Source organism: Methyloparacoccus sp. NF-16 (assembly GCF_056880625.1).
On sequence record NZ_CP174130.1, the window covers coordinates 2,548,637 to 2,568,598 of the forward strand.

A 19,962-nucleotide genomic window follows, 5' to 3' on the forward strand; every position below is an offset into this window, starting at 1 on the left:
CCATGGTCAAACCGTTCATGTCCCGCCTGTCCCGTTCCGCGCTGCTGCTCGCCGGCCTGACCGGGCTGGCGTCTCTGCCCGTGCCGCCCGCCGCCGCCGATGGCGTGGACCGCATCGTTGCCGTGGTCGAGGACGATGTGATCCTGGAGAGCGAACTGCAGAAGAAGATCGCCGCCATCCGCCAGGGACTGGCCCAGAGCGACACCCCCATGCCCTCCGGGATCACCCTGGCGCGCCAGGTGCTGGACCGGATGATCCTGGAGAAGATCCAGATCAGTCTGGCGGAAAAATCCGGCCTGCGGGTGGATGACGAAACCTTGCGCCAGGCGGTGCAGCAGATCGCCCAGAAAAACAACCTGACGCCCGAGGAACTGCGCGGCTCGCTGCGCGCCGAAGGCATCGAATACCCCGATTTCCTCGAACAGATCCGTGGCGAGCTGGCACAGCAGCGTCTGCGCAGCAATCAGGTCAACAGCCAGATCAAGATCAGCGACCGCGAGATCCAGAACTGGATGGAGGCCCGCGGCAAGTCCGGCGCCGACCCCAACGCCGAATTCCTGCTCGGCCACATCCTCATCGCCACCCCCCAGGCGGCACAGCCAGCCGCGGTGCAGGCTGCCCGCGAGAAGGCCGAGAAGCTGGTCGCCGATCTCAGGCAGGGCCTGGATTTCCGCCAGGCCTCGCTGAGTTCCTCCGATGCATCCGAAGCACTCAAGGGCGGCGAGCTCGGCTGGCGCAAGCTGAGCGAGATGCCGACCCTGTTTGCCGACCTCGTGCCGAAAATGAAGAAGGGCGACATCCAGGGCCCGATCCGCAGCCCGAGCGGCTTCCACCTCATCAAGCTGCTGGAAATGCGCGGCGGCGACGTGCAGCGTGTCACCAAGACGCATGTCCGCCATATCCTCATCAAGCCCAACGAACTCATCACCAACGAAGACGCCAGGAAAAAGCTGGAGACCATCAAGACCCGCATCGAGGCCGGCGACGATTTCGGCGATCTTGCGCGGGGCAACTCCGATGACAAGGGCTCTGCCGTCAAGGGCGGCGACCTTGGCTTCGTCGCGCCCGGCGCGCTGGTGCCGGAATTCGAGCAGGCGATGAATGCCCTCGGACCGAACCAGTTCAGCGATCCGGTGCAGAGCCAGTTCGGCTGGCACCTGATCCAGGTGCTGGAACGGCAGGAGTCCGACGATACGGAGGAACTGCTGAGAAAGCAGGCACAGGACGAGATCTTCAAGCGCAAGCTGGCGGAAGAGACGGAACTGTGGCTGCGCCGCATCCGGGACGAGGCCTATGTCGAGTACCGGATACCCGAACTGGCCCCGGACGGCACGCCGCCGCCACCGCCGGCGAAGCCGGAACCGTGAGGCCGCGCCTCGCCCTGACCCCAGGCGAACCGGCCGGCATCGGCCCGGATCTCTGCCTGGCGCTCGCCGAACGAAGCCTGCCTGCCGATCTGGTGGTGGTCGGCGATCCCGCGCTGCTGGCGCAGCGCGCCCGCCAGCTCGGCCAGCGGATCGAACTCGTCATCTGGCAGCCCGGCCACCCGTGCACCGCGACGCCGGGACGCCTGTGGGTCTGGCCGGTGGCCGACTGCCCCGATCCCGGGGCCGGCAGGCTGAACCGGGACAACGCGGATTATCTGCTGACGACGCTCAAGGCCGCCGTCCGCGCCTGTCTCGACGGCGTCTGCGACGCGCTGGTGACCGGTCCGGTCAACAAGGCCAGTCTCAACGAGGCCGGCTACCCCTTTACCGGCCATACCGAATTCATTGCCGCGCTGACCGGCGGCGATCCGGTGATGCTGCTGGCCGCTCCCGGGCTGAGGGTGGCGCTGGCCACCACGCACCTGCCGCTTGCGGAGGTCAGCCGCGCCATTACCGGCCCGGGACTGGAGCGCATCCTGCGCATCCTCGACCGCGACCTGCGCAACCGCTTCGGGCTTGCCGAACCGCATATCCTGGTCGCCGGCCTCAACCCGCATGCCGGCGAAGGCGGGCACCTGGGGCGAGAGGAAATCGACGTGATCGAACCGGTCGTTGCCTCGCTCCGGCGACAGGGTCTGCGACTGACCGGCCCCCTGCCCGCCGACACCCTGTTCCTGCCGCCGGTACTGGCCCAGGCCGATGCCGTGCTCGCCATGTACCATGACCAGGGCCTGCCGGTGCTCAAGCACCTGGGTTTCGGTCGCGCCGTCAACATCACCTTGGGATTGCCGATTCTCCGCACCTCGGTCGACCATGGCACGGCCCTGGCCCTGGCCGGAAGCGGCAAGGCCGATCCCGGCAGCCTGCTGGCCGCCATCGAGACCGCCGCCGACCTGGTCCGGACGGGCCGATCGCGCGGCGCCCCGTCCCCTTCCACGCAAACCGCATGAACCATATTCCCCGCAAGCGTTTCGGCCAGAATTTCCTGCGCGACGATACCGTGGTGCATCGCATCGTCATGGCGGTCAACCCGCGCCCCGGGGATCATCTGGTGGAAATCGGCCCGGGCGAGGGTGTGATGACGGCGGCCCTGCTCGGCCGCTCGGCGCGGCTGGACGCCATCGAGATCGACCGCGATCTGGTCGCCCGGCTGAGTCAGCGCTTCGCCGAACGGCCCGGATTCCGGCTGCACGCAGCGGATGCGCTGAAATTCGACATTGCCGGGCTGAGCGAAGGCGGGAAACTCCGCATCGTCGGCAACCTGCCCTACAACATCTCGACACCGCTGCTGTTCCACCTGCTGGCCGCCGCGGACCGGATCGAGGACATGCACTTCATGCTGCAACGGGAAGTCGTGGATCGGCTGTGCGCCGGGCCGGGCGAACCCGATTACGGCCGGCTGAGCCTGATGGCCCAATACCGCTGCCGGGCGGAAAAGCTGTTCGAGGTGCCGCCGGAGAGTTTCCAGCCGCCACCCCGGGTGATGTCGGCCGTGGTGCGCCTGACGCCCCACGCCGAACCGCCGCTTACGGCAGACGCCGTGACCTTGGGCCAAGTGGTCGCGGCCGCCTTCGCCCAGCGGCGCAAGACGCTGCGCAACGCCTTGCGGCATCTGCTCGACGAAGCCGACCTGCTGGCCGCCGGTATCGATCCCGGTGCCCGGGCCGAAACGCTCGACCTGGCCGCCTTCGCCGGACTGGCCCGCCGCCTGAGCCAGCGGCAGAACCCATAGCAAGGACCTGACGATAAACGGGCGGGACAGGACGGGCCTCCAGCCGCCGCGGTCCAGCAGCCTGCGGGCAGGCAACCGGCCATGACCGGATCGCGGCGCGCCTTTCCCGTCAGGTAATGACGGTGGGCACCGCCATGCCGGAGCGCTGCCGGACCTCGCCGAGCTGCTCGGCCAGCTCGATCAGGTCCTGGAGGGCATCCTGGGGATCGAGATCATGCCGGGAGGAATCGCGCTCGTAGCGTTCCAGATAGATGCGCAGGGTCGCTCCCTCGGTCCCGGTGCCGGAGAGGCGGAAGACGATGCGGGAACCATTGTCGAAGACGATGCGGATGCCCTGGTTCGGGCTGACGCTGCCATCCACCGGATCGGTGTAGCTGAAATCGTCGGCCAGGCATACCGTGTTGGCACCGAAGCTGCGGCCAATCAAGCCCGCCAGCTGCCCGCGCAAATGCGCCATGATGCCGTCGCCGATGGCGGCTGGCATGCCCTCGTAATCGTGCCGCGAGTAATAGTCCCGGCCGAATGCGCGCCAGTGCTCGCGCACGATGTCGGCCACCGACTGCTGGCGCACCGTCAGCAGATTCAGCCAGGCCAGCACGGCCCACAGGCCGTCCTTTTCACGGACATGATCGGAACCGGTGCCGAAGCTCTCCTCGCCACACAGGGTGATCCTGCCGGCGTCCAGAAGGTTGCCGAAGAATTTCCAGCCGGTCGGGGTCTCGTAGCAATCGATGCCCATTGCCTTGGCGACGCGGTCGACCGCCTGGCTGGTGGGCATCGAGCGGGCCACGCCCTTGAGGCCATCCCGGTACCCGGGCAACAGGTGCAGGTTGGCCGCCAGCACGGCCAGGCTGTCGCTGGGCGTGACGAAGAAACGATCGCCCATGATCATGTTGCGGTCGCCATCGCCATCCGAGGCCGCGCCCAGGGTCGGCGCGCCGGGGGCGTACATGCGTTCCGCCAGGGCATGCGCATGGACCAGGTTGGGATCGGGATGCCCGCCACCGAAATCCTCCAGCGGAGTGGCGTTCATGACCGAATCCGGCGCGGCGCCGAGCCGGTCGACCAGGATGCGCCGGGCATAGGGTCCGGTGATCGCATGCATGGCATCGAAACAGATCGAGATCGTGCCGGACTTCAGCGCTGAGGTCATGGCCGCGAAATCGAACAGGCTTTCCATCAATTCGGCATAGTCGGCAACCGGGTCGACGATGGTGACGACCATGTCGCCCACCCGCCGGTCGCCCGGGGTGTCAAGGTCGACATCGTCCGTGTCGGCGATCCGGTATTCGGTGATCGCCTTGGTGCGGGCATAGACCGCGTTGGTGAAGTTCTCCGGCGCGGGCCCCCCGTTGGCGGCGTTGAACTTGATACCGAAATCCTCGTCCGGTCCACCGGGATTGTGGCTGGCGGACAGGACAAAGCCGCCCTGCGCGCCCTGCTTGCGAATCAGGCAGGAGGCAGCCGGCGTCGACAGCAGGGCGCCCTGCCCGACCAGCAGCCGGCCGACGCCATTGGCCGCCGCCATCTTGATGATGGTCTGCGCGGCGCGGCGGTTGTGAAAGCGGCCGTCGCCCCCCAGCACCAGGGTCATGCCCCGGGCATCGCCGATCACGTCCAGAACCGACTGGACGAAGTTTTCCAGGTAATGCTCCTGCAGCACGACTCTGACTTTCTTGCGCAGCCCCGAGGTGCCGGGCTTCTGGTCCGGGTAGGGACGCGTCTCGATGGTTCTTATCTGCATGATGGGCTCATGGTCTTGAGAGGAAGATTCCGCGTGCATTGTACTGAATTCGGGCATTCGGACAGCAGTCGCGGCAGCCGGGTCGACAAGGGCCCCACCGGCGGAAGCGCACCCGCTCGCTTGATGAAGATTTGGCGTCAAAACGCCAAATCGCTGGTGACATCGCAACAGATTGTGTAAAAATAATACTGGAAAGTTTGGCGAAATCTCGGCAAACTAAATTCCGAGCGGCATCTGTGCTTCATCCTTGATAAAGTAGAGATGCTTTCTTAAACGACCGCATCATAAGAAGGAAACCCACAATGATGAATGCAACCAAGCTGTCCATCGTTCTTCTGTCTGCTGGCCTGACCGTTGGCTGCGCCAGCAAAAGCGACCTGTCTGCCCTGCAGACCCAGGTTGACGGCCTGAAGGCTGAGATCTCTTCTGTCAAGAGCACCGCTGACGAAGCGCTGTCCGCTGCCACCAGCGCCGACGCCGCTGCTCGCCGCGCGGCTGCCGCTGCCGAAGAAGTCAACGCCAAGCTGGACCGTGGCTTCCGCAAGGGCGCTATGAAATAAGCTTTTCGCCTCCGCGAGAAACTTGCGAAAAACCCGGCGGGGCAACCCACCGGGTTTTTTTGTGTCCGCGACTGCCGGAGCTGTCCCCGGGGGGCTTCAGGACACCACCTCCTTCACCCACTCGCCACGACGCTCCCGCGACAGCAACTCGACCCGGGCGCGCATCAGCACGACCGTGAAATAGTAGAACTGGAACGCCGCCGCCATCAGCAACAGCGGCACCAGCATGCTCAGGTGGATGGACGGCTTGTCGATCTTGGTCACCGTCGGTCCCTGGTGCAGGGTATTCCACCATTCGACCGAGTAATGGATGATTGGAATGTTGACCACGCCCACCAGGATCAGCACCCCGCCGGCCCGGGCCGCGGTGCGCGTGTCCTCGATCGCCGACACCAGGGCCATGTAGCCGAGATAGAGGAACAGCAGGATCAGCTCCGAGGTCAAGCGCGCATCCCAGACCCACCAGGCACCCCACATCGGCTTACCCCAGAGCGACCCCGTCACCAGCGCGAGGAGGGTGAACGACGCGCCGAGGGTCGCCGAACTCCGGACCATCACATCGGCCAGCTTGATGTTCCAGATCAGGTGGATGGCGCTGAGCACCGCCATGAAGGTATAGACGAACAACGACATCCAAGCGCTGGGAACATGCACGAAGATGATGCGGTAGCTCTGTCCCTGCTGATAGTCCGGCGGCGCCACGAACAGCCCTAGATACAGACCGGCCAGCAACAGAACCAGCGTCAATCCGCCCAGCCAGGGCAGCAACCGCCCGCTGATGCGATAGAAATGCTTGGGAGAGGCCAGTTTGTGAAAAAACAACCAGATCGCGTTCCACATGATGTCAACTCAGGCTGATGCGCAAGGCGGCGGCGGTGGCGAATGGCGCCAGCGTCACGGCAAGCGCCAGGAGTGCCGCCAGAAAATAGACCTGCCCGTCGTAGGGAAGACCGGCCACGGCAACGGTGACGGCGTTGGTGGCGAAAATGAGCACCGGGATGTATAGGGGCAGAACCAGCAAGGTCAATAACACCCCGCCCCGGCGCAGGCCGACGGTCAGCGCCACGCCGATCGACCCCAGGAGGCTCAGCAGCGGCGTCCCGACCAACAGGGTCAGCTCCAGCGCCAAGATGCCCGCCACCGGCAGGGACAGGAACAACGCCAGCAAGGGCGCCATCAGCAGCATCGGCAAGCCGCTGACCAGCCAGTGCGCCAGCACCTTGCCCAGCACCAGCAGTGCCAGCGGCTGCGGACTCATGGCCATCTGCTCCAGCGCGCCATCCTCGAAATCCGAACGGAACATGCTCTCCAGCGAGAACAGCGCCGCCAGGAGGGCAGCGATCCAGATCACGCCGGGCGCCAGGATTTTCAGCAGCGCCTCCGCGGGACTGACGCCCAGCGGGAACAAGGTCACCACAATCATGAAGAACAGCAGCGGATTCGCCAGTTCCCCGCGATGGCGGTAGGCCAGCAGGAGATCGCGCCTGACCAGCGCCAGCAGTGCTCCCAGCATTGGCTTCACGACAGCGCCAGCTTGCGCAGGCGCTGGCCCAGGGGGACCGCCTGATGCGAGGTCAGGATCACGACGCCGCCCTCTTCCAGGTGCTCCTCGACCAGGCTGCGCACCAGGTCGACCCCGGCAGCATCCAGCGCCGTGAACGGTTCGTCGAGTATCCACAGGACGGCGCCCAGCAGCAGCAGGCGTGCCAGCACCACGCGCTGCCGCTGGCCGGCCGACAGGGCCCGCACCGGCAAATCGGCCCGGTGATCGAGCCGGACCTTGTCCAGCACGCCCGGCAGACGCGAGACGGCGCCCCCCATGCCCTGGATGCCGGCCGCGGCACGCAGGTTCTCGACGACCGTGAGCTCGTGCTTCAAGCCCAGATGATGCCCCAGATAGGCCAGCTGGCCATGGAATTCGGATCGCCGCTCGCGAATGTCCCACCCCTGCCACAAGACCGTTCCCTCGTCCGCCGGCGTCAGCCCCGCCAGAATGCGCAGCAGGCTGGTCTTGCCGCTGCCGTTGGCGCCCTCGATTTGCAGGACCTCGCCGCGGTCCAGCGTGAACGCCAGTTCCTCGAACAACGTCACCTCGCCACGGCGGCAGGCAAGCCGCCGCGCCTCCAGCAGGGGAATCGGAACAGACATCAGGCGCCGGCGCGAATCATGGGTGAGGGCATGGCCACCGATTATCGCAGAATCGGCACCGCCCGGGGCCGGGCAGCGAGCGCCAGCGGCCACCGATCGGCTAAACTGCGGCATCACTCAACGCCCCGGCCGCTGCACCAATGGACATCTCGCCCGATCAACGCCGCCACGCCCAGGATCTGCTGGACTTCATCGATGCCAGCCCCAGTCCCTGGCATGCCGTCGACATGCTGGCCAGCCGCCTGCGCCGGCAGGGTTACCGCGAGCTGGCCGAGCACGAGGACTGGCCGCTGGAGGCGGGCGACCGCCGCTATGTCATCCGCGGCGGCGCCTCGCTGATCGCCTTTCGGGTCGGCTCGGCGCCGCCCTCGGCAGCCGGGTTCCGGCTGATCGGCGCGCACACCGACTCTCCAGGGCTGCGCCTGAAGCCGAAGGCCGCCCATGCTGCCGATAGCCTGCTGCGGCTGGGCGTGGAGGTTTACGGGGGCCCCATTCTGGCGACCTTCACCGACCGCGACCTCAACCTGGCCGGCCGCGTGCACCTGCGCGGCCCCGACGGCATCGCCAGCCGGCTGATCCGCTTCGAGCAGCCCGTCGCGCGCCTGCCCAACCTTGCCATCCACATGAACCGCAAGGTCAACGACGAGGGTCTCAAGCTGCACAAGCAGACGGAACTGCCCCTGATCCTGGGGCTGCTGCATGACGCGCTGGGAGCGGAAAGCCAGTTCCTGCGCCTGCTGGCCCGTCAGGCAGGGGTCGAGGCCGATGACGTCCTCAGTTTCGAACTCGCGGTTTTCGACGATCAGCCCGGCAGCTTCTGGGGAGCCGAGGGGGAATTCCTGGCGGACAGCCAGATCGACAACCTGTCATCCTGCCATGCCGGCCTGACGGCGCTGCTGAATGCCGGCGAGCGAGAAACCACCGCCGTCTGCGCCTTCTTCGATCACGAGGAGATCGGCAGCGAAAGCCACAGGGGCGCGGACGGCAGCTTCCTGGCCGACGTGCTGGAAAGACTGGCATCGAGTCGCGGCGACGACGGGACCGGTTACCGGCGAGGCCTGGCCCGCAGCTTCCTGGTCAGCGCCGATGCCGCGCACGCCTGGCACCCCAGCTTCCCCAACGCCTACGAGCCGCTGCACGGCATTCGCGTCAATGGCGGCCCGGCCGTCAAGGTCAACGCGAACCAGCGCTATGCCACCGACGGTTTCACCGAAGCCTGTTTCATCGAGCTGTGCCGGGAGGCCGGCGTGCCCGGCCAGACCTACGTGCACCGGACGGATCTCGGCTGCGGCTCGACCATCGGCCCCATGACCGCCGCCCGCCTGGGCGTTCCCACCATCGACTGCGGCGCTCCCATGTGGGCCATGCACAGCGCGCGCGAGAGCGCCGGCGTGCTGGATCAGTTCTGGCTGATGGCCCTGCTGCGCACCTTCCTGGAGAGCCCCGCCCCATTCCGGCGCTGAGAGGCGCAGGGCCTCTCAGCGCTGGTCGCGGTCCTCGTCGACCTCGACCTGGCCCGACAGGCGCCGCCAGAGGTGCGACCAGGCCATGCCAACGGCGAGGATGGCCGCCAGGACGACCAGTGACACATAGGTGACGATGCCGTTCTCGGCGGTGATCCAGCCCTGGTCGAAGAACAGCCAGGTCAGGGTACCGAAGAAGGCGGCGGCGAGCAGGACCCCGAGGAACCCCAGGGACTCCAGTGTCGCGTGCAGGAACAACACCCAGCCGATCAGCAGCACCACGCCGGTGAAGGCCAGTGGCGCGGTGATATCGGGCAGCGAACGCAGCAGCCAGTGCAGATAGGAATGCCCGCTGGGATTCCAGGTTGCGAACACCAGCACCAGCGCCATCAGGAAACGAAGCAATATCCCCATCATCCCACCTCCCCGGGGGAAGCTGCCGCTGGCGCGCTCAGGATTCCGTTTCCGCGAAGAGCGCCTCGATGAACTGGCCGGCATCGAAATCCTGCAGGTCGTCGATCCCCTCGCCGATGCCGATGTAGCGGATGGGCAGACCGAACTGCCTGGCCAGCGCGAAGATGACCCCACCCTTGGCCGTGCCGTCGAGCTTGGTCAGGGCGATCCCGCTGAGACCCACCGCCTCGTGAAACTGGCGGGCCTGGTTGATGGCATTCTGACCGGTGCCAGCATCGAGTACCAGCAATACCTCATGCGGGGCCGTCGGATCCAGCCTGGCCATGATGCGCCGAACCTTGCTGAGCTCCTCCATGAGGTTGGACTTGTTGTGCAGGCGGCCGGCGGTATCGGCGATCAGGATGTCGATGCCGCGCGACTGGGCCGCCTGCAGGGCATCGTAGATGACCGAGGCCGAGTCGGCCCCGGTATGCTGGGCCACGACGGGCACCTGGTTGCGCTCGCCCCAGGTCTGCAACTGCTCGACCGCCGCGGCACGGAAGGTATCGCCCGCCGCCAGCATCACGCTGTGCCCCTGGTTCTGCAAGCGCTTGGCAAGCTTGCCGATGGTGGTGGTCTTGCCGACACCGTTGACGCCCACCACCAGGATGACGAAGGGCCGGGTCTCCTCCGGGATCGCCAGCGGCACGCTCACCGGGAGGATGATCTCGTGCAGGTACGCCTTGAGCCTGGCCTTGAGCACGTCGATATCCGCCAGTTCCTGACGATCCAGGCTTTCGGTCAGGTGGCCGATGATGTCGCGCGTCGCCGCCACGCCAATGTCGGCCGTCAGCAACTGGGCCTCGAGGTCCTCCAGGAACTCGCGATCGATGGCCTTCCTGCCCAGCGCCAGATTGCCGATGAAACCGGTCAGCCCACCCCGGGTCTTGCCGAGCTGGCTCTTCAACCGGGTCAGCAGCCCTTCGGGGGTGACGTCGGGGCGGGCAACCGGCTCCCTTTCCGGCTGGCCGATGACCGGCGGCGGCAGGGTTGCCGACGGGAGAGTCTCCAGCTGCCGCGGCTGCTCCGCCGCGCCCTGCTCGGGGATGCGACGCTCCGGGGCCTGCGGTGCGAGGCCGACGAAATAGTGGATGTGCGCCACCGTCAGCAGCAGCAGGGCCGCCACGGCGTGGTGGGCCATGGCCAGTGCCACCGGCAACCGCAGCAACACCAGCGCGATGCCGAGGCCGATCTGCACCAGCAGCAGGAAGCTCAGCAACAGACCGACCTTGCTCAGCCGCGGCACCCTGGGATTGGAGGTCACCCCCATCGCCAGCAGGGTCAATACCAGGAATACGACGGCAGCGCCGAGGCGATGGATGACATGAAGGCCGGCGCGCGCCTCGGGCGACAGCAGCCGCGCATGAGGATCGGCCGGATTCAGGACTCCGGACAGCAGCGCGTCATAGTCGAGCGCCGGCAGCCAGCTGCCGAGACAGGTCGGGAAATCGGGACACGCCAGGGCCGCATAGTGGGAAGACACCCAGCCGCCCAGGACGATTTGCAGCAACAACAGCAGAAGCCCCAGGCGGCTGAGCCAGCACAGCCCCGTCACGGGCGCGAGCGGCGCCGTCTGCGGACCCGCCGCCAGACAGAGCCGGTACAACAGCCACAGGGTCAGGAAGCCGGTCAGGAGATGCGCCGTCACCACCTGCGGCATGACCAGAAACTTGACGGCCCACATGCCCAGCAAGGCCTGCAGGAGCAGCAGCGCGAGCACGGCGAGCGCCGTGCGGATCACCCGCCCGCGATTGCCCCGCTCCCGGAAGGCCATCACCAGCAACGCCAGCACGCCCAGCCCCAGCGCACCCGCCAGATAGCGGTGGCCCATTTCCTTCCACGCCTTGCCGGCGTCAAACGCGGGATCAGCACCGCCTTCAGGCAGGACGGGCGGCTCGACGATCAGCTTGCCATAGCAACCGGGCCAGTCGGGGCAGCCGAGCCCGGCATCCGAAATACGAACATAGGCGCCCATCAGGATGACGGTGAGGGCCAGCAGCAGAACGAGGAGAGCCAGTTTGCGGAACATAAGCGATGTGTTGTCGTGACAGGGCAGTGAGCGTGGGCCTATGCGATGGCGATGCCGCGCGCCAGGCCCGCCGCGCCGGAGGTGGCGGGCCTGGCGCCGACCGGCCGGGGGGACAGCCCGGGGCGGCCAGGCCGGACGCGCAGCTCAGCCAATCTGGGAGGCCTTCAGCAAGTGTTTCAGATCCTTGACCATCTGGTAGGGGTCGAAACCAAGGTCATACCAGAGCACCAGATTGCCCAGGGGATCGATGAGGATGACCACGCCCTCGTCCGGCGTCTTGCCGATGGCGCTGGCGAGCGCCGTCAACACCGATGGCGCGAGCCCCGCCGTCAGCAGGGCGTCATCCTGCCGTACCGGCGGCGATGTCCGCGCCTGTTCGGCATCCGCGACCAGCAGCAAGCGACGTACCCGCGGCATTTCCTTGTTCAGCATCAACCAGCCCTGATGCGTCTTGTGCAGGGTCTCGGCGCAGACCGCCGCGCAGGATTGCGTCGAGACCTGCAACAGCAGCCACCGCCCCCGGAGCTCCGCCATCGCAGCGGGGGCGTCCGCCGGTGGCAGCAGCTCGGCCAGCGGCAATTGCCGCACCGGCAGGATCAGGCTGCCGTAGTTGCTGGTCCTGTCGATCAGGTCGGGGTGTTTCGCGTAGTACCAGGCCAGGCCGAACGGCACGAAGGCGGTCAGGGCGATGGCGATGATCATGGCGCGGCCGCGCCAGAGGGGAGCGTGGGGGCGATTCATGGCTGGGAAGCTCGGGCCGGGCGGGACGTGAAACCGTGGCGTAGAAACAGGAAGGCGGCCACTGCCGCGAACAGGAACCATTGCAGGGCGTATCCTCGGTTCTTGCCGGGATCGAGCCTGGCGGCATGCCATTGGCGGACGTACCCCGCCTCGGCGTCGGGGTCCAATAATACCTGATACGCCTGTACGGGATAGCCGAGCCGCCGCGACAGCGCATCGGCCTCGGGCAACTGCACCACGGCCGGCCAGCCCTCGGCGGGAATCTCCGCCCCCTTGAGGCGAAGGCCGACCCGGTGGAAGGCGTCCAGCGTTCCCTGAACGCGCAGCCGGCCGGCGGGCAGCGGCCCGGTCTCCGGTAGCTGCTGGCGGTCCCGGCCCTGTGGCACCCAGCCGCGATTGACCAGCACGGCCGGGCCGCCGTCGATCCTGAACGGGGTCAGTACGTGATAGCCGACGGCCTGGCCCTGCACCTGATTGTCGACCAGGAACGAGTGCTCGGCATCATATTCACCCACCATCCAGACCCGGCGATAACGGAAATCCCCCCCGTCCCCCCGCATTTCCGCGGACAGCCGGATGGGCGCCTCCCCAACGCGCGTCGCCCTGGTGGCGTTGATGAGCTCCTTCTCTCCGGCGCGTTCCAGCTGCCAGAAACCCAGCGCCAGGAACAGAGGGCAACAGACGCCGAACAGGAGCCAGGCCTTCGCGGAAGCATTGAAGCTATAATCAGGCACCGTCGGCACACCCGACCGCCCGCCGCCCCGCCGTCTCGCCATTCAGCAGAGTTCCGCCCTTGAAGATCCTCATCGTATTGGTGCTATTCATCATCGTCGGCAGCCTCGGTTCGGCGCTGGTCTACCTGCTCAAGGATCGCGAGCGCTCGCCGCGTACGGCCCGTGCCCTCACCCTCCGCATCGGGCTCTCGATCGGCCTGTTCGTCCTGCTGCTGCTGAGCTTCGGCTTCGGCCTGATCAAGCCGCACGGGCTGCGACCGCCGGCGGCCAATCCCCAGCAAACCGTCTCACCGACGACACCCTGACCCCATAAAAAAGCCCGGTCGCGGACACGCGAGCCGGGCTTTGCGAACCGTCGTCGGCGCTCAGGCCTTGTGGTAGGAGGCCAGCCGCTCGACTTCATTCCGGGAACCGAGGATCACCGGTACGCGCTGATGGATACCGGTCGGCTGGATGTCGAGGATGCGCTCGCGTCCGGTGGAGGCGACACCGCCCGCCTGCTCGATGATGAAGCCCATCGGATTGGCTTCGTACAGCAGCCGCAGGCGACCACCCTTGCTCTTGATCTTGTCGTCGATCGGGTAGGTGAACAGGCCACCGCGCATCAGCACACGGTAGACCTCGGCGACCATCGACGCCAGCCAGCGCATGTTGAAATCCTTCTCGCGGCCACCGGCCTTGCCCTGGACGCACTCATCGACATAGCGGCGCACCGGCTCTTCCCAGAAGCGATGGTTGGACATGTTGATGGCAAACTCGGCGGTGTCCTCCGGCACCCGGACGTTCGGATGGGTGAGCACGAATTCGCCGATGTTGCGATCCAGGGTGAAGCCGTTGACGCCCTGCCCGGTGGTCAGGATCAGGATGGTGGTCGGGCCGTAGATGCAGAAACCGGCCGCCACCTGCTGGGTGCCCTTCTGCATGAAGTCCTCGGCGGTGATGTCCACCTTGCCTTCCGGCGCGCGCAGGATCGAGAAGATGGTGCCGATGGACAGGTTGACCTCGATGTTGCCGGAGCCGTCCAGCGGATCGAAGGCGACCAGGTACTTGCCCCTGGGATATTCGGCGGGAATCTGGATGATCTCGTCGTTTTCCTCGGAAGCCATGGCCGCCAGGTGGCCGGTCCATTCCAGCGAGCGGATGAAGATTTCGTTGGACAGCACGTCCAGTTTTTTCTGCACCTCGCCCTGGACGTTCTCCGAGCCGATGACGTCGAGGTTGCCGGCCAGGGCGCCACGGTTGACTTCATGGCCGATACCTTTGCAGGCGGAGGCGATATCGTTCAGGAGCAGCGTGAGCTCGCCGGTGGCGCCGGGGATCTTGCGCTGCTCGTTGATCAGGAATTGGGTCAGTTGTTGGCCGATCATGATGTTCTCCTAACCTGTCGTTATGGTTGTTGGCATGCCGGGCAGTGCGCTTTCCAGTCGTCCGGAGCGGCCGCCAGTATCTCGGATATGGTAGCGATCTTCATGGCGTTGGTACCGCCGCGGGTGCCCATCAGGTCACCCTTGGTCAGGATGATGGTGTCCTCGGCATCGACCAGGCCGCGCCGCATGAACTCCTCGACGATGGCGCGGTTCAGCACCGCATGGTCGAGAATGCCGATTGGGTTGAAGCTGATCGGATAGACGCCGCGGAACAGCGTCACCCGGCGGCAGGTCTTTTCGTGAGCCGTCAGGGCGTAAATCGGGATACCCGAGCTGATGCGCGACATCCACAGTGGCGTGGAGCCGGTCTCGGTGAGGGCGCCGATAGCCCGCACTTCGAGGTGGTTGGCCGCATACATGGCCGAAAGGGCGACCGTTTCGTCGATGCGCTCGAACCGCTCGTGCAGGCGGTGCTTGGATTTCTCGCGCGGGTATTTCTCCGCCTCCAGGCAGACCTGGGCCATGGCCTTGACCGCCAGGTCGGGGTAGTCGCCGGACGCGGTCTCGGCGGAGAGCATGACGGCGTCGGTGCCGTCGAACACGGCGTTGGCAACATCCGAGACCTCGGCGCGGGTCGGCACCGGATTGCTGATCATCGACTCCATCATCTGCGTGGCGGTGATGACGGCCTTGTTGAAGGTGCGGGCCAGCTGGATGAGGCGCTTCTGGACATGCGGCAGGCGCGCATCACCGATTTCCACGCCCAGGTCGCCGCGAGCGACCATGATCGCGTCGGAAGCCTCGATGATGCCCTCGATGGTGCCTTCGAGGATGGCCTCGGCGCGCTCCACCTTGGCCACCAGCCCCATGTCGCTGCCGAGCTCTGTAAGCATGCGCCGCGCCTCGTCCATGTCCTCGCGGGAGCGCGGAAAGGAGATGGCCAGATAATCGGCGCCGATGTCGACAGCCGTCCGCAGATCCTGCTTGTCCTTGTCGGTCAGGGCCGGCGCCGACAGGCCGCCACCCTGCTTGTTGATACCCTTGTGGTTGGACAGCACGCCGCCCACCGTTACCGTGCACTTGACGCGGGTGCCGACCACCTCGTCGACCGCCATGACGATCAGCCCGTCGTTCAGCAGCAGGACATCGCCTTTCCTGACGTCCCGGGGCAACGCCTCGTAGCTGCATCCAACCTGGGTTTCGTCGCCCTGATCCGACGGGAACGCCGTATCCAGATCGAATTTCTGCCCGACCTCCAGCATGACCTTGCGGTTGTCCTTGAAGCGGGCCACGCGGATTTTCGGACCCTGCAGGTCGGCCAGGATGGCCACATGGCGGTTCAGCTTCCGGGCAAGGACACGCACACGCTCGGCGCGGGCCCGATGCTCGTCGGCCGTGCCGTGGGAGAAGTTCAGACGGACGACATCGGCACCGGCTCTCAGCACTTTTTCCAGCACCTCGGGCGATTCCGAGGCCGGCCCCAAGGTGGCGATGATCTTGGTGCGACGAAAAACTTTTGACATAAAAACCAACTACTCAGGTGCGCGTAGGGCCACAACGGGGTGGCCCTACTGGTGAACGGAGTCAGGAACGGCGGGACTTACTTGGCATGCATCAGCGCCACAGTGGTGTCCAGCATGCGGTTGGAGAAGCCCCACTCGTTGTCGTACCAGGACAGCACCTTGACCAGATTGCCGATGACCTGGGTCTGGGTGGCATCGAAATTGGACGAGGTCGTGCTGTGGTTGAAGTCGCTGGAGACCAGTGGTTCGACGTTGTAGCCCAGGATGCCCTTGAGGGCGCCTTCGGAAGCTTCCTTGAGGATGCCGTTGACCTCTTCCTTGCTGGTTTCGCGGCTGGCGATGAAGGTGAGATCGACGACGGAAACGTTGGCGGTCGGCACCCGGATGGCGAAACCGGAGAGCTTGCCGTTCAGCTCCGGCAGCACCAGACCCACGGCCTGGGCAGCGCCGGTCTTGGTCGGAATCATGTTCAGCGCGGCGGCACGGGCGCGGTACAGGTCGCTGTGATAGACGTCGGTCAGCACCTGGTCATTGGTGTAGGAATGGATGGTGGTCATCAGGCCGGAGACCAGACCCAGCTTCTCATGCAGCGGCTTGACCAGCGGCGCCAGACAGTTGGTGGTGCAGGAGGCGTTGGAGATGACCTGATCGCTGGCCTTGAGGATGCCATGGTTGACGCCGTAGACGATGGTGGCATCGGCCTCGTTCTTGTCGGCCGGGGCGGAGATGATGACCTTCTTGGCACCCGCCTCGATGTGCGCCATGCACTTGGCCTTGTTGCGGAAGATGCCGGTGCACTCCAGCACCACGTCCACGCCCATCGCGCCCCAGGGCAGCTTGGCGGGATCGCGCTCGGAGAAGGCCTTGATGGTCTTGCCGTTGACGATGATGGCGCCGTCGCCGACTTCCACGGTGCCGTTGAAGGGGCCGTGGACGGTATCGCGCTTGGTCAGATGGGCGTTGATCTTGGCATCGCCAAGATCGTTGATCGCCACGATCTCGACATCCTGGCGACCGGACTCGAAGGCAGCCCGCAGAACATTGCGCCCGATGCGTCCGTAGCCGTTGATAGCAACTTTAATCGTCATGCCTGTATCTCCAATGCTTGGGTGAAGTGAGGGTCGACACCGGCCGCTGGCAAACGGGCCGGGGGCAGGCAGCCCCGCGAGGCGGCCCGGCGGTCGTTAAGGGCGGATCGGTGGTATCTTGGGAAGCTGCTCCCGACGCGCGGGATGCGGGACCGATGAATCGGCCTGTCCCGGCGAAATTGGCGGCAATATAGCAATCCGGACCCTGACAGTCCAGTAAAAGCCATGTCCTGGCCCGGCCGGAACAGCCGTCGTTTCGACTACAATCCGGTCGACGCGCGCCACTCCGCATCCACCAGGCCGCCCCACCGCACGAGGTAAGGTCCGTGAACACGACAACCGAGACAACACTGGCGTTGACGCCCCCCGAAGCGCTCACAGCCCCCGCGCCCGTCAATGCCATCGAACCCGAGAAGGCCGAGGGACTGGTCAGGCTGGAACCCGGGCAGCGGGAGGCGCTGGACCAGAAGGTCGCCGAATTCGTCGACATCGTCCTGGCCGAAAAGGTGCACAGCGAAGCCTTCAAGGCCAGGGTTTCCAGCGTCCACACCCTGGCCAACGAGGAAATCCGTGCCGCCGCCAGCATCTCCAACCGGCTGCTGCAGCAACCGGTGCGGGCCATGAATACCGGCCTGTTCGACGAGGGATCGAGCATCTCCCGGTCGCTGGTCGACCTCAGGCGCAAGATCGAGGAACTGGATCCGACCCGCAAGGGCAACCTGCTGCAACCGAAAAAACTGCTGGGCTTCATCCCCTGGGGGGGCTCCGTCCAGGACTATTTCCGTCAGTACGAATCGGCCCAGGTGCATCTCGACGCCATCATCACGTCGCTCTACAACGGTCAGGACGAGCTCCGCAAGGACAATGCCGCCGTCGAGGAGGAAAAGGCCCACGCCTGGCGCATCATGGAGCGTCTGGAACAGTACATCTACGTCGGCAGGAAAGTGGACGCGGCCATCAGCGCCAGGCTGGGCGAGATCGAGGCATCCGACCCGGAAAAGGCACGGGTCGTGCGCGAGGAACTCCTGTTCTACGTGCGGCAGAAAATCCAGGATCTGCTGACCCAGCTGGCCGTCACGGTGCAGGGCTACCTGGCCATGGACATGATCCGCAAGAACAATCTGGAACTGATCAAGGGCGTGGACCGCGCCACCACCACCACGGTGTCGGCCTTGCGGACGGCGGTGATCGTCGCCCAGGCCCTTGCCAACCAGAAGCTGGTGCTGAACCAGATCGGTGCCCTGAACAGCACCACCAGCAACCTGATCGAGTCCACCTCAAGCCTGATGCGGCAGCAGGCCGGGACCATCCACGAACAGGCCACCCACGCCGCCGTCAGCCTGGACAAGCTCAAGCTCGCCTTCCAGAACATCTACGCCACCATGGACATGGTGGCGAACTACAAGACCCAGGCGCTGGACACCATGCAGAAGACCGTGGACGCGCTCAGCCATGAGGTCGACAAGTCGCGGAGCTATCTGGACCGCGTGCGCGAGGAGCAGGTCAAGGACGTGGCAACCAGCCTGTCGCTGGCGACCAGCCAGGACATCCAGCTCTGAGCCAGCCTAGCCCGGAGCCCGGGCCGTCAGCCGGAGATACTTCCGCTGCAGTGCCTCCCGGTCCTCGGGATGGTCCGGGTCGTGGATGATGCACTCGACCGGACAGACCTTGAGGCATTGCGGTTCCCCGTAATGGCCGACGCACTCGGTGCAGTAGCCAGGATCGATCCGGTAGATCAGTTCGCCTTCCGAGATGGCGCCGTTCGGGCACTCCGGTTCGCAGACGTCGCAGTTGATGCATTCGTTGGTGATCAGCAGGGCCATGGTCCAACCTCAATCAGCCGGTGCCAGCCTGGCCCTCAGGGCGGCCTGCACACCGCCCGGCACGAAGGCCGACACGTCACCGCCAAAACGGGCAATCTCGCGAATCAGGGACGAGGAAATGAAGGCATAACGCTCGCTGGGCGTCAGGAACACGGTTTCGAGTTCCGGCCCGAGGTGACGGTTCATGCCCGCCAGCTGAAACTCGAACTCGAAATCCGACACCGCCCTGAGGCCGCGCAGGATGACCTGACTGTCCGTCGCCCGAGCACACTCGACCAGCAGGGTATCGAAGCCCAGCACCTCGACCGCCGGAAACCCGCCCAGCGCCTCGCGCGCCATCGTCACCCGCTCGGCCAGGCTGAACAGGGGAGCCTTGTTGCGGTTTTCCGCCACCGCCACCACCACGCGGCCGAACATGCGGACGGCCCGGCCGACCAGATCGACATGCCCGTTGGTGATGGGATCGAAGGTACCGGGATAGATCGCGGTGATGGTCATGCGGCCGGCCGTCGTTGATAAAGGGCGTAACCCACTTCGCCCGCCGTGCCGTGGCGCCACCCCGACCAGGTCGGGGGCAGCAGACCGTCCAGCCGCAGTTCGCGCTCGAATTCCAGATAGATGAGCGCCTCCGGCGCCAGCCAGCCGCGGCGCTCCAGGGATTCGCACAAGGGCGCCAGCCAGCCGCGACGGAAAGGCGGGTCAAGGAAGACCACATCGAAAGGCTCGGCAACGCCCAGCAGGAATTGCCGAGACTGGGCCTCCACCACCTGTACGCCGTCGGCCACCAGCCGGGCGCAATGCTGGCGCAGGGACGAACAGACCCGCGCGGAAGCGTCGACCTGCACGACCCGCGCCGCGCCGCGCGAGGCAGCCTCGAAGCCCAGGGCGCCGCTGCCGGCGAACAGGTCCAGGCAGCGGGCTCCCTCTATCGCGTCCCGCAACCAGTTGAACAGGGTTTCCCGCACGCGGTCCGGTGTCGGGCGCAGGCCCTCGACCGCCGGAAACCGCAACCTGCGGCTGCGCCAAGTGCCGGCGATGATGCGGATTTCGTGGCGCGCCACGCCGGCCGGCCGGGTCAAACCGCTGCCCCCGCCCACAAGACGCCCGCCACCCGCTGCCGGCGGCCGGCA

Annotated in this window: 21 protein-coding genes; 7 read left to right on the forward strand and 14 right to left on the reverse strand. The window is 66.0% G+C overall.

The annotated features are described in order from the left end of the window. Positions 1 to 2: 2 nt before the first annotated feature. The 3 genes from ACH5N8_RS12140 to rsmA are packed head-to-tail and all read left to right on the forward strand — an operon-like array spanning position 3 to position 3,159. A complete protein-coding gene (locus ACH5N8_RS12140; RefSeq protein ID WP_483281497.1) occupies positions 3 to 1,367 on the forward strand; it encodes a peptidylprolyl isomerase in 1,365 nt (454 codons plus the stop codon). Continuing rightward, positions 1,364 to 2,377 (forward strand): 4-hydroxythreonine-4-phosphate dehydrogenase PdxA, encoded by a 1,014-nt coding sequence (pdxA, locus tag ACH5N8_RS12145; RefSeq protein ID WP_483281498.1) that lies wholly within the window; start codon positions 1,364 to 1,366, stop codon positions 2,375 to 2,377. Before ACH5N8_RS12140 ends, pdxA begins: the two co-directional genes overlap by 4 nt. Continuing rightward, positions 2,374 to 3,159, forward strand: a complete 786-nt coding sequence (gene rsmA / locus ACH5N8_RS12150) for a 16S rRNA (adenine(1518)-N(6)/adenine(1519)-N(6))-dimethyltransferase RsmA (protein ID WP_483281499.1) — start codon at positions 2,374 to 2,376, stop codon at positions 3,157 to 3,159. The genes pdxA and rsmA overlap by 4 nt, the downstream gene beginning before the upstream one ends. Before the next feature lie 109 nt (positions 3,160 to 3,268). Here rsmA and ACH5N8_RS12155 read toward each other — a convergent pair whose 3' ends face one another. Beyond that, a complete protein-coding gene (locus tag ACH5N8_RS12155; protein ID WP_483281500.1) occupies positions 3,269 to 4,903 on the reverse strand; it encodes an alpha-D-glucose phosphate-specific phosphoglucomutase in 1,635 nt (544 codons plus the stop codon). A gap of 302 nt (positions 4,904 to 5,205) precedes the next feature. On the opposite strand from ACH5N8_RS12155, the gene ACH5N8_RS12160 reads away from it, so the two are divergent. Then, positions 5,206 to 5,463, forward strand: coding sequence for an Lpp/OprI family alanine-zipper lipoprotein (locus ACH5N8_RS12160; RefSeq protein ID WP_460026995.1), 258 nt, complete (start codon positions 5,206 to 5,208; stop codon positions 5,461 to 5,463). Positions 5,464 to 5,559: 96 nt separating this feature from the next. Here ACH5N8_RS12160 and ACH5N8_RS12165 read toward each other — a convergent pair whose 3' ends face one another. Genes ACH5N8_RS12165 through ccmA form a run of 3 tightly spaced genes read right to left on the reverse strand, consistent with a single transcriptional unit; the run spans position 5,560 to position 7,611 of the window. After that, positions 5,560 to 6,303, reverse strand: a complete 744-nt coding sequence (locus tag ACH5N8_RS12165) for a heme ABC transporter permease (protein ID WP_460026996.1) — start codon at positions 6,301 to 6,303, stop codon at positions 5,560 to 5,562. Positions 6,304 to 6,307: 4 nt separating this feature from the next. Next, a complete protein-coding gene (gene ccmB, locus ACH5N8_RS12170) occupies positions 6,308 to 6,976 on the reverse strand; it encodes a heme exporter protein CcmB (RefSeq protein ID WP_460027021.1) in 669 nt (222 codons plus the stop codon). Positions 6,977 to 6,981: 5 nt separating this feature from the next. Then, on the reverse strand, positions 6,982 to 7,611 hold the full coding sequence (gene ccmA / locus ACH5N8_RS12175) for a cytochrome c biogenesis heme-transporting ATPase CcmA (RefSeq protein WP_483281501.1): 630 nt from the start codon (positions 7,609 to 7,611) through the stop codon (positions 6,982 to 6,984). 140 nt (positions 7,612 to 7,751) lie between these two features. Here ccmA and ACH5N8_RS12180 point away from each other — a divergent pair, with 140 nt between their 5' ends. Next, positions 7,752 to 9,074, forward strand: coding sequence for a M18 family aminopeptidase (locus ACH5N8_RS12180; RefSeq protein WP_483281502.1), 1,323 nt, complete (start codon positions 7,752 to 7,754; stop codon positions 9,072 to 9,074). A gap of 15 nt (positions 9,075 to 9,089) precedes the next feature. Here ACH5N8_RS12180 and ACH5N8_RS12185 read toward each other — a convergent pair whose 3' ends face one another. The 4 genes from ACH5N8_RS12185 to ACH5N8_RS12200 all read right to left on the reverse strand — a co-directional run bounded on the left by ACH5N8_RS12185 (position 9,090) and on the right by ACH5N8_RS12200 (position 13,031). Then, positions 9,090 to 9,491 (reverse strand): DUF6524 family protein, encoded by a 402-nt coding sequence (locus tag ACH5N8_RS12185; protein ID WP_460026999.1) that lies wholly within the window; start codon positions 9,489 to 9,491, stop codon positions 9,090 to 9,092. 34 nt (positions 9,492 to 9,525) lie between these two features. Next, positions 9,526 to 11,556 (reverse strand): signal recognition particle-docking protein FtsY, encoded by a 2,031-nt coding sequence (ftsY, locus tag ACH5N8_RS12190; protein WP_483281503.1) that lies wholly within the window; start codon positions 11,554 to 11,556, stop codon positions 9,526 to 9,528. 144 nt (positions 11,557 to 11,700) lie between these two features. Then, on the reverse strand, positions 11,701 to 12,297 hold the full coding sequence (locus ACH5N8_RS12195; RefSeq protein ID WP_483281504.1) for an SCO family protein: 597 nt from the start codon (positions 12,295 to 12,297) through the stop codon (positions 11,701 to 11,703). Beyond that, positions 12,294 to 13,031, reverse strand: a complete 738-nt coding sequence (locus ACH5N8_RS12200) for an SURF1 family protein (RefSeq protein ID WP_483281505.1) — start codon at positions 13,029 to 13,031, stop codon at positions 12,294 to 12,296. Before ACH5N8_RS12200 ends, ACH5N8_RS12195 begins: the two co-directional genes overlap by 4 nt. Before the next feature lie 59 nt (positions 13,032 to 13,090). On the opposite strand from ACH5N8_RS12200, the gene ACH5N8_RS12205 reads away from it, so the two are divergent. Next, positions 13,091 to 13,336 carry a twin transmembrane helix small protein gene (locus ACH5N8_RS12205; protein WP_460027003.1) on the forward strand — a complete coding sequence of 82 codons (246 nt, stop codon included), beginning with the start codon at positions 13,091 to 13,093 and terminating at the stop codon, positions 13,334 to 13,336. Between the two features lie 60 nt (positions 13,337 to 13,396). Here ACH5N8_RS12205 and ACH5N8_RS12210 read toward each other — a convergent pair whose 3' ends face one another. From ACH5N8_RS12210 to gap, 3 genes are all read right to left on the reverse strand, one after another. Continuing rightward, positions 13,397 to 14,398, reverse strand: coding sequence for a class 1 fructose-bisphosphatase (locus tag ACH5N8_RS12210; RefSeq protein WP_460027004.1), 1,002 nt, complete (start codon positions 14,396 to 14,398; stop codon positions 13,397 to 13,399). Between the two features lie 20 nt (positions 14,399 to 14,418). Beyond that, entirely contained in the window at positions 14,419 to 15,921 is a 1,503-nt protein-coding gene (gene pyk, locus ACH5N8_RS12215; RefSeq protein ID WP_460027005.1) for a pyruvate kinase, read from the reverse strand. Between the two features lie 77 nt (positions 15,922 to 15,998). Next, positions 15,999 to 17,009 carry a type I glyceraldehyde-3-phosphate dehydrogenase gene (gene gap / locus ACH5N8_RS12220; RefSeq protein WP_460027006.1) on the reverse strand — a complete coding sequence of 337 codons (1,011 nt, stop codon included), beginning with the start codon at positions 17,007 to 17,009 and terminating at the stop codon, positions 15,999 to 16,001. Between the two features lie 326 nt (positions 17,010 to 17,335). Here gap and ACH5N8_RS12225 point away from each other — a divergent pair, with 326 nt between their 5' ends. Further along, a complete protein-coding gene (locus ACH5N8_RS12225) occupies positions 17,336 to 18,568 on the forward strand; it encodes a toxic anion resistance protein (RefSeq protein ID WP_483281506.1) in 1,233 nt (410 codons plus the stop codon). Positions 18,569 to 18,574: 6 nt separating this feature from the next. Here the strand turns inward: ACH5N8_RS12225 and ACH5N8_RS12230 are convergent, their stop codons facing one another. The 3 genes from ACH5N8_RS12230 to rsmD are packed head-to-tail and all read right to left on the reverse strand — an operon-like array spanning position 18,575 to position 19,893. Further along, positions 18,575 to 18,832, reverse strand: a complete 258-nt coding sequence (locus ACH5N8_RS12230; protein WP_460027008.1) for a YfhL family 4Fe-4S dicluster ferredoxin — start codon at positions 18,830 to 18,832, stop codon at positions 18,575 to 18,577. 9 nt (positions 18,833 to 18,841) lie between these two features. Then, positions 18,842 to 19,330 carry a pantetheine-phosphate adenylyltransferase gene (coaD, locus tag ACH5N8_RS12235; RefSeq protein WP_460027009.1) on the reverse strand — a complete coding sequence of 163 codons (489 nt, stop codon included), beginning with the start codon at positions 19,328 to 19,330 and terminating at the stop codon, positions 18,842 to 18,844. Continuing rightward, complete coding sequence (gene rsmD, locus ACH5N8_RS12240; protein ID WP_483281507.1) at positions 19,327 to 19,893, reverse strand: 16S rRNA (guanine(966)-N(2))-methyltransferase RsmD; 567 nt, start codon at positions 19,891 to 19,893, stop codon at positions 19,327 to 19,329. Before rsmD ends, coaD begins: the two co-directional genes overlap by 4 nt. Between the last annotated feature and the right edge of the window lie 69 nt (positions 19,894 to 19,962).

Coding starts and splice junctions, on each gene's coding strand:
- ACH5N8_RS12140 (WP_483281497.1), top strand. CDS start 3: ATGGTCAAACCGTTCATGTCCCGCCTGTCCCGTTCCGCGCTGCTGCTC.
- rsmA (WP_483281499.1), top strand. CDS start 2,374: ATGAACCATATTCCCCGCAAGCGTTTCGGCCAGAATTTCCTGCGCGAC.
- ACH5N8_RS12155 (WP_483281500.1), bottom strand. CDS start 4,903: ATGCAGATAAGAACCATCGAGACGCGTCCCTACCCGGACCAGAAGCCC.
- ACH5N8_RS12160 (WP_460026995.1), top strand. CDS start 5,206: ATGATGAATGCAACCAAGCTGTCCATCGTTCTTCTGTCTGCTGGCCTG.
- ACH5N8_RS12165 (WP_460026996.1), bottom strand. CDS start 6,303: ATGTGGAACGCGATCTGGTTGTTTTTTCACAAACTGGCCTCTCCCAAG.
- ccmB (WP_460027021.1), bottom strand. CDS start 6,976: ATGCTGGGAGCACTGCTGGCGCTGGTCAGGCGCGATCTCCTGCTGGCC.
- ccmA (WP_483281501.1), bottom strand. CDS start 7,611: ATGTCTGTTCCGATTCCCCTGCTGGAGGCGCGGCGGCTTGCCTGCCGC.
- ACH5N8_RS12180 (WP_483281502.1), top strand. CDS start 7,752: ATGGACATCTCGCCCGATCAACGCCGCCACGCCCAGGATCTGCTGGAC.
- ACH5N8_RS12185 (WP_460026999.1), bottom strand. CDS start 9,491: ATGATGGGGATATTGCTTCGTTTCCTGATGGCGCTGGTGCTGGTGTTC.
- ftsY (WP_483281503.1), bottom strand. CDS start 11,556: ATGTTCCGCAAACTGGCTCTCCTCGTTCTGCTGCTGGCCCTCACCGTC.
- ACH5N8_RS12195 (WP_483281504.1), bottom strand. CDS start 12,297: ATGAATCGCCCCCACGCTCCCCTCTGGCGCGGCCGCGCCATGATCATC.
- ACH5N8_RS12210 (WP_460027004.1), bottom strand. CDS start 14,398: ATGATCGGCCAACAACTGACCCAATTCCTGATCAACGAGCAGCGCAAG.
- pyk (WP_460027005.1), bottom strand. CDS start 15,921: ATGTCAAAAGTTTTTCGTCGCACCAAGATCATCGCCACCTTGGGGCCG.
- gap (WP_460027006.1), bottom strand. CDS start 17,009: ATGACGATTAAAGTTGCTATCAACGGCTACGGACGCATCGGGCGCAAT.
- ACH5N8_RS12230 (WP_460027008.1), bottom strand. CDS start 18,832: ATGGCCCTGCTGATCACCAACGAATGCATCAACTGCGACGTCTGCGAA.
- coaD (WP_460027009.1), bottom strand. CDS start 19,330: ATGACCATCACCGCGATCTATCCCGGTACCTTCGATCCCATCACCAAC.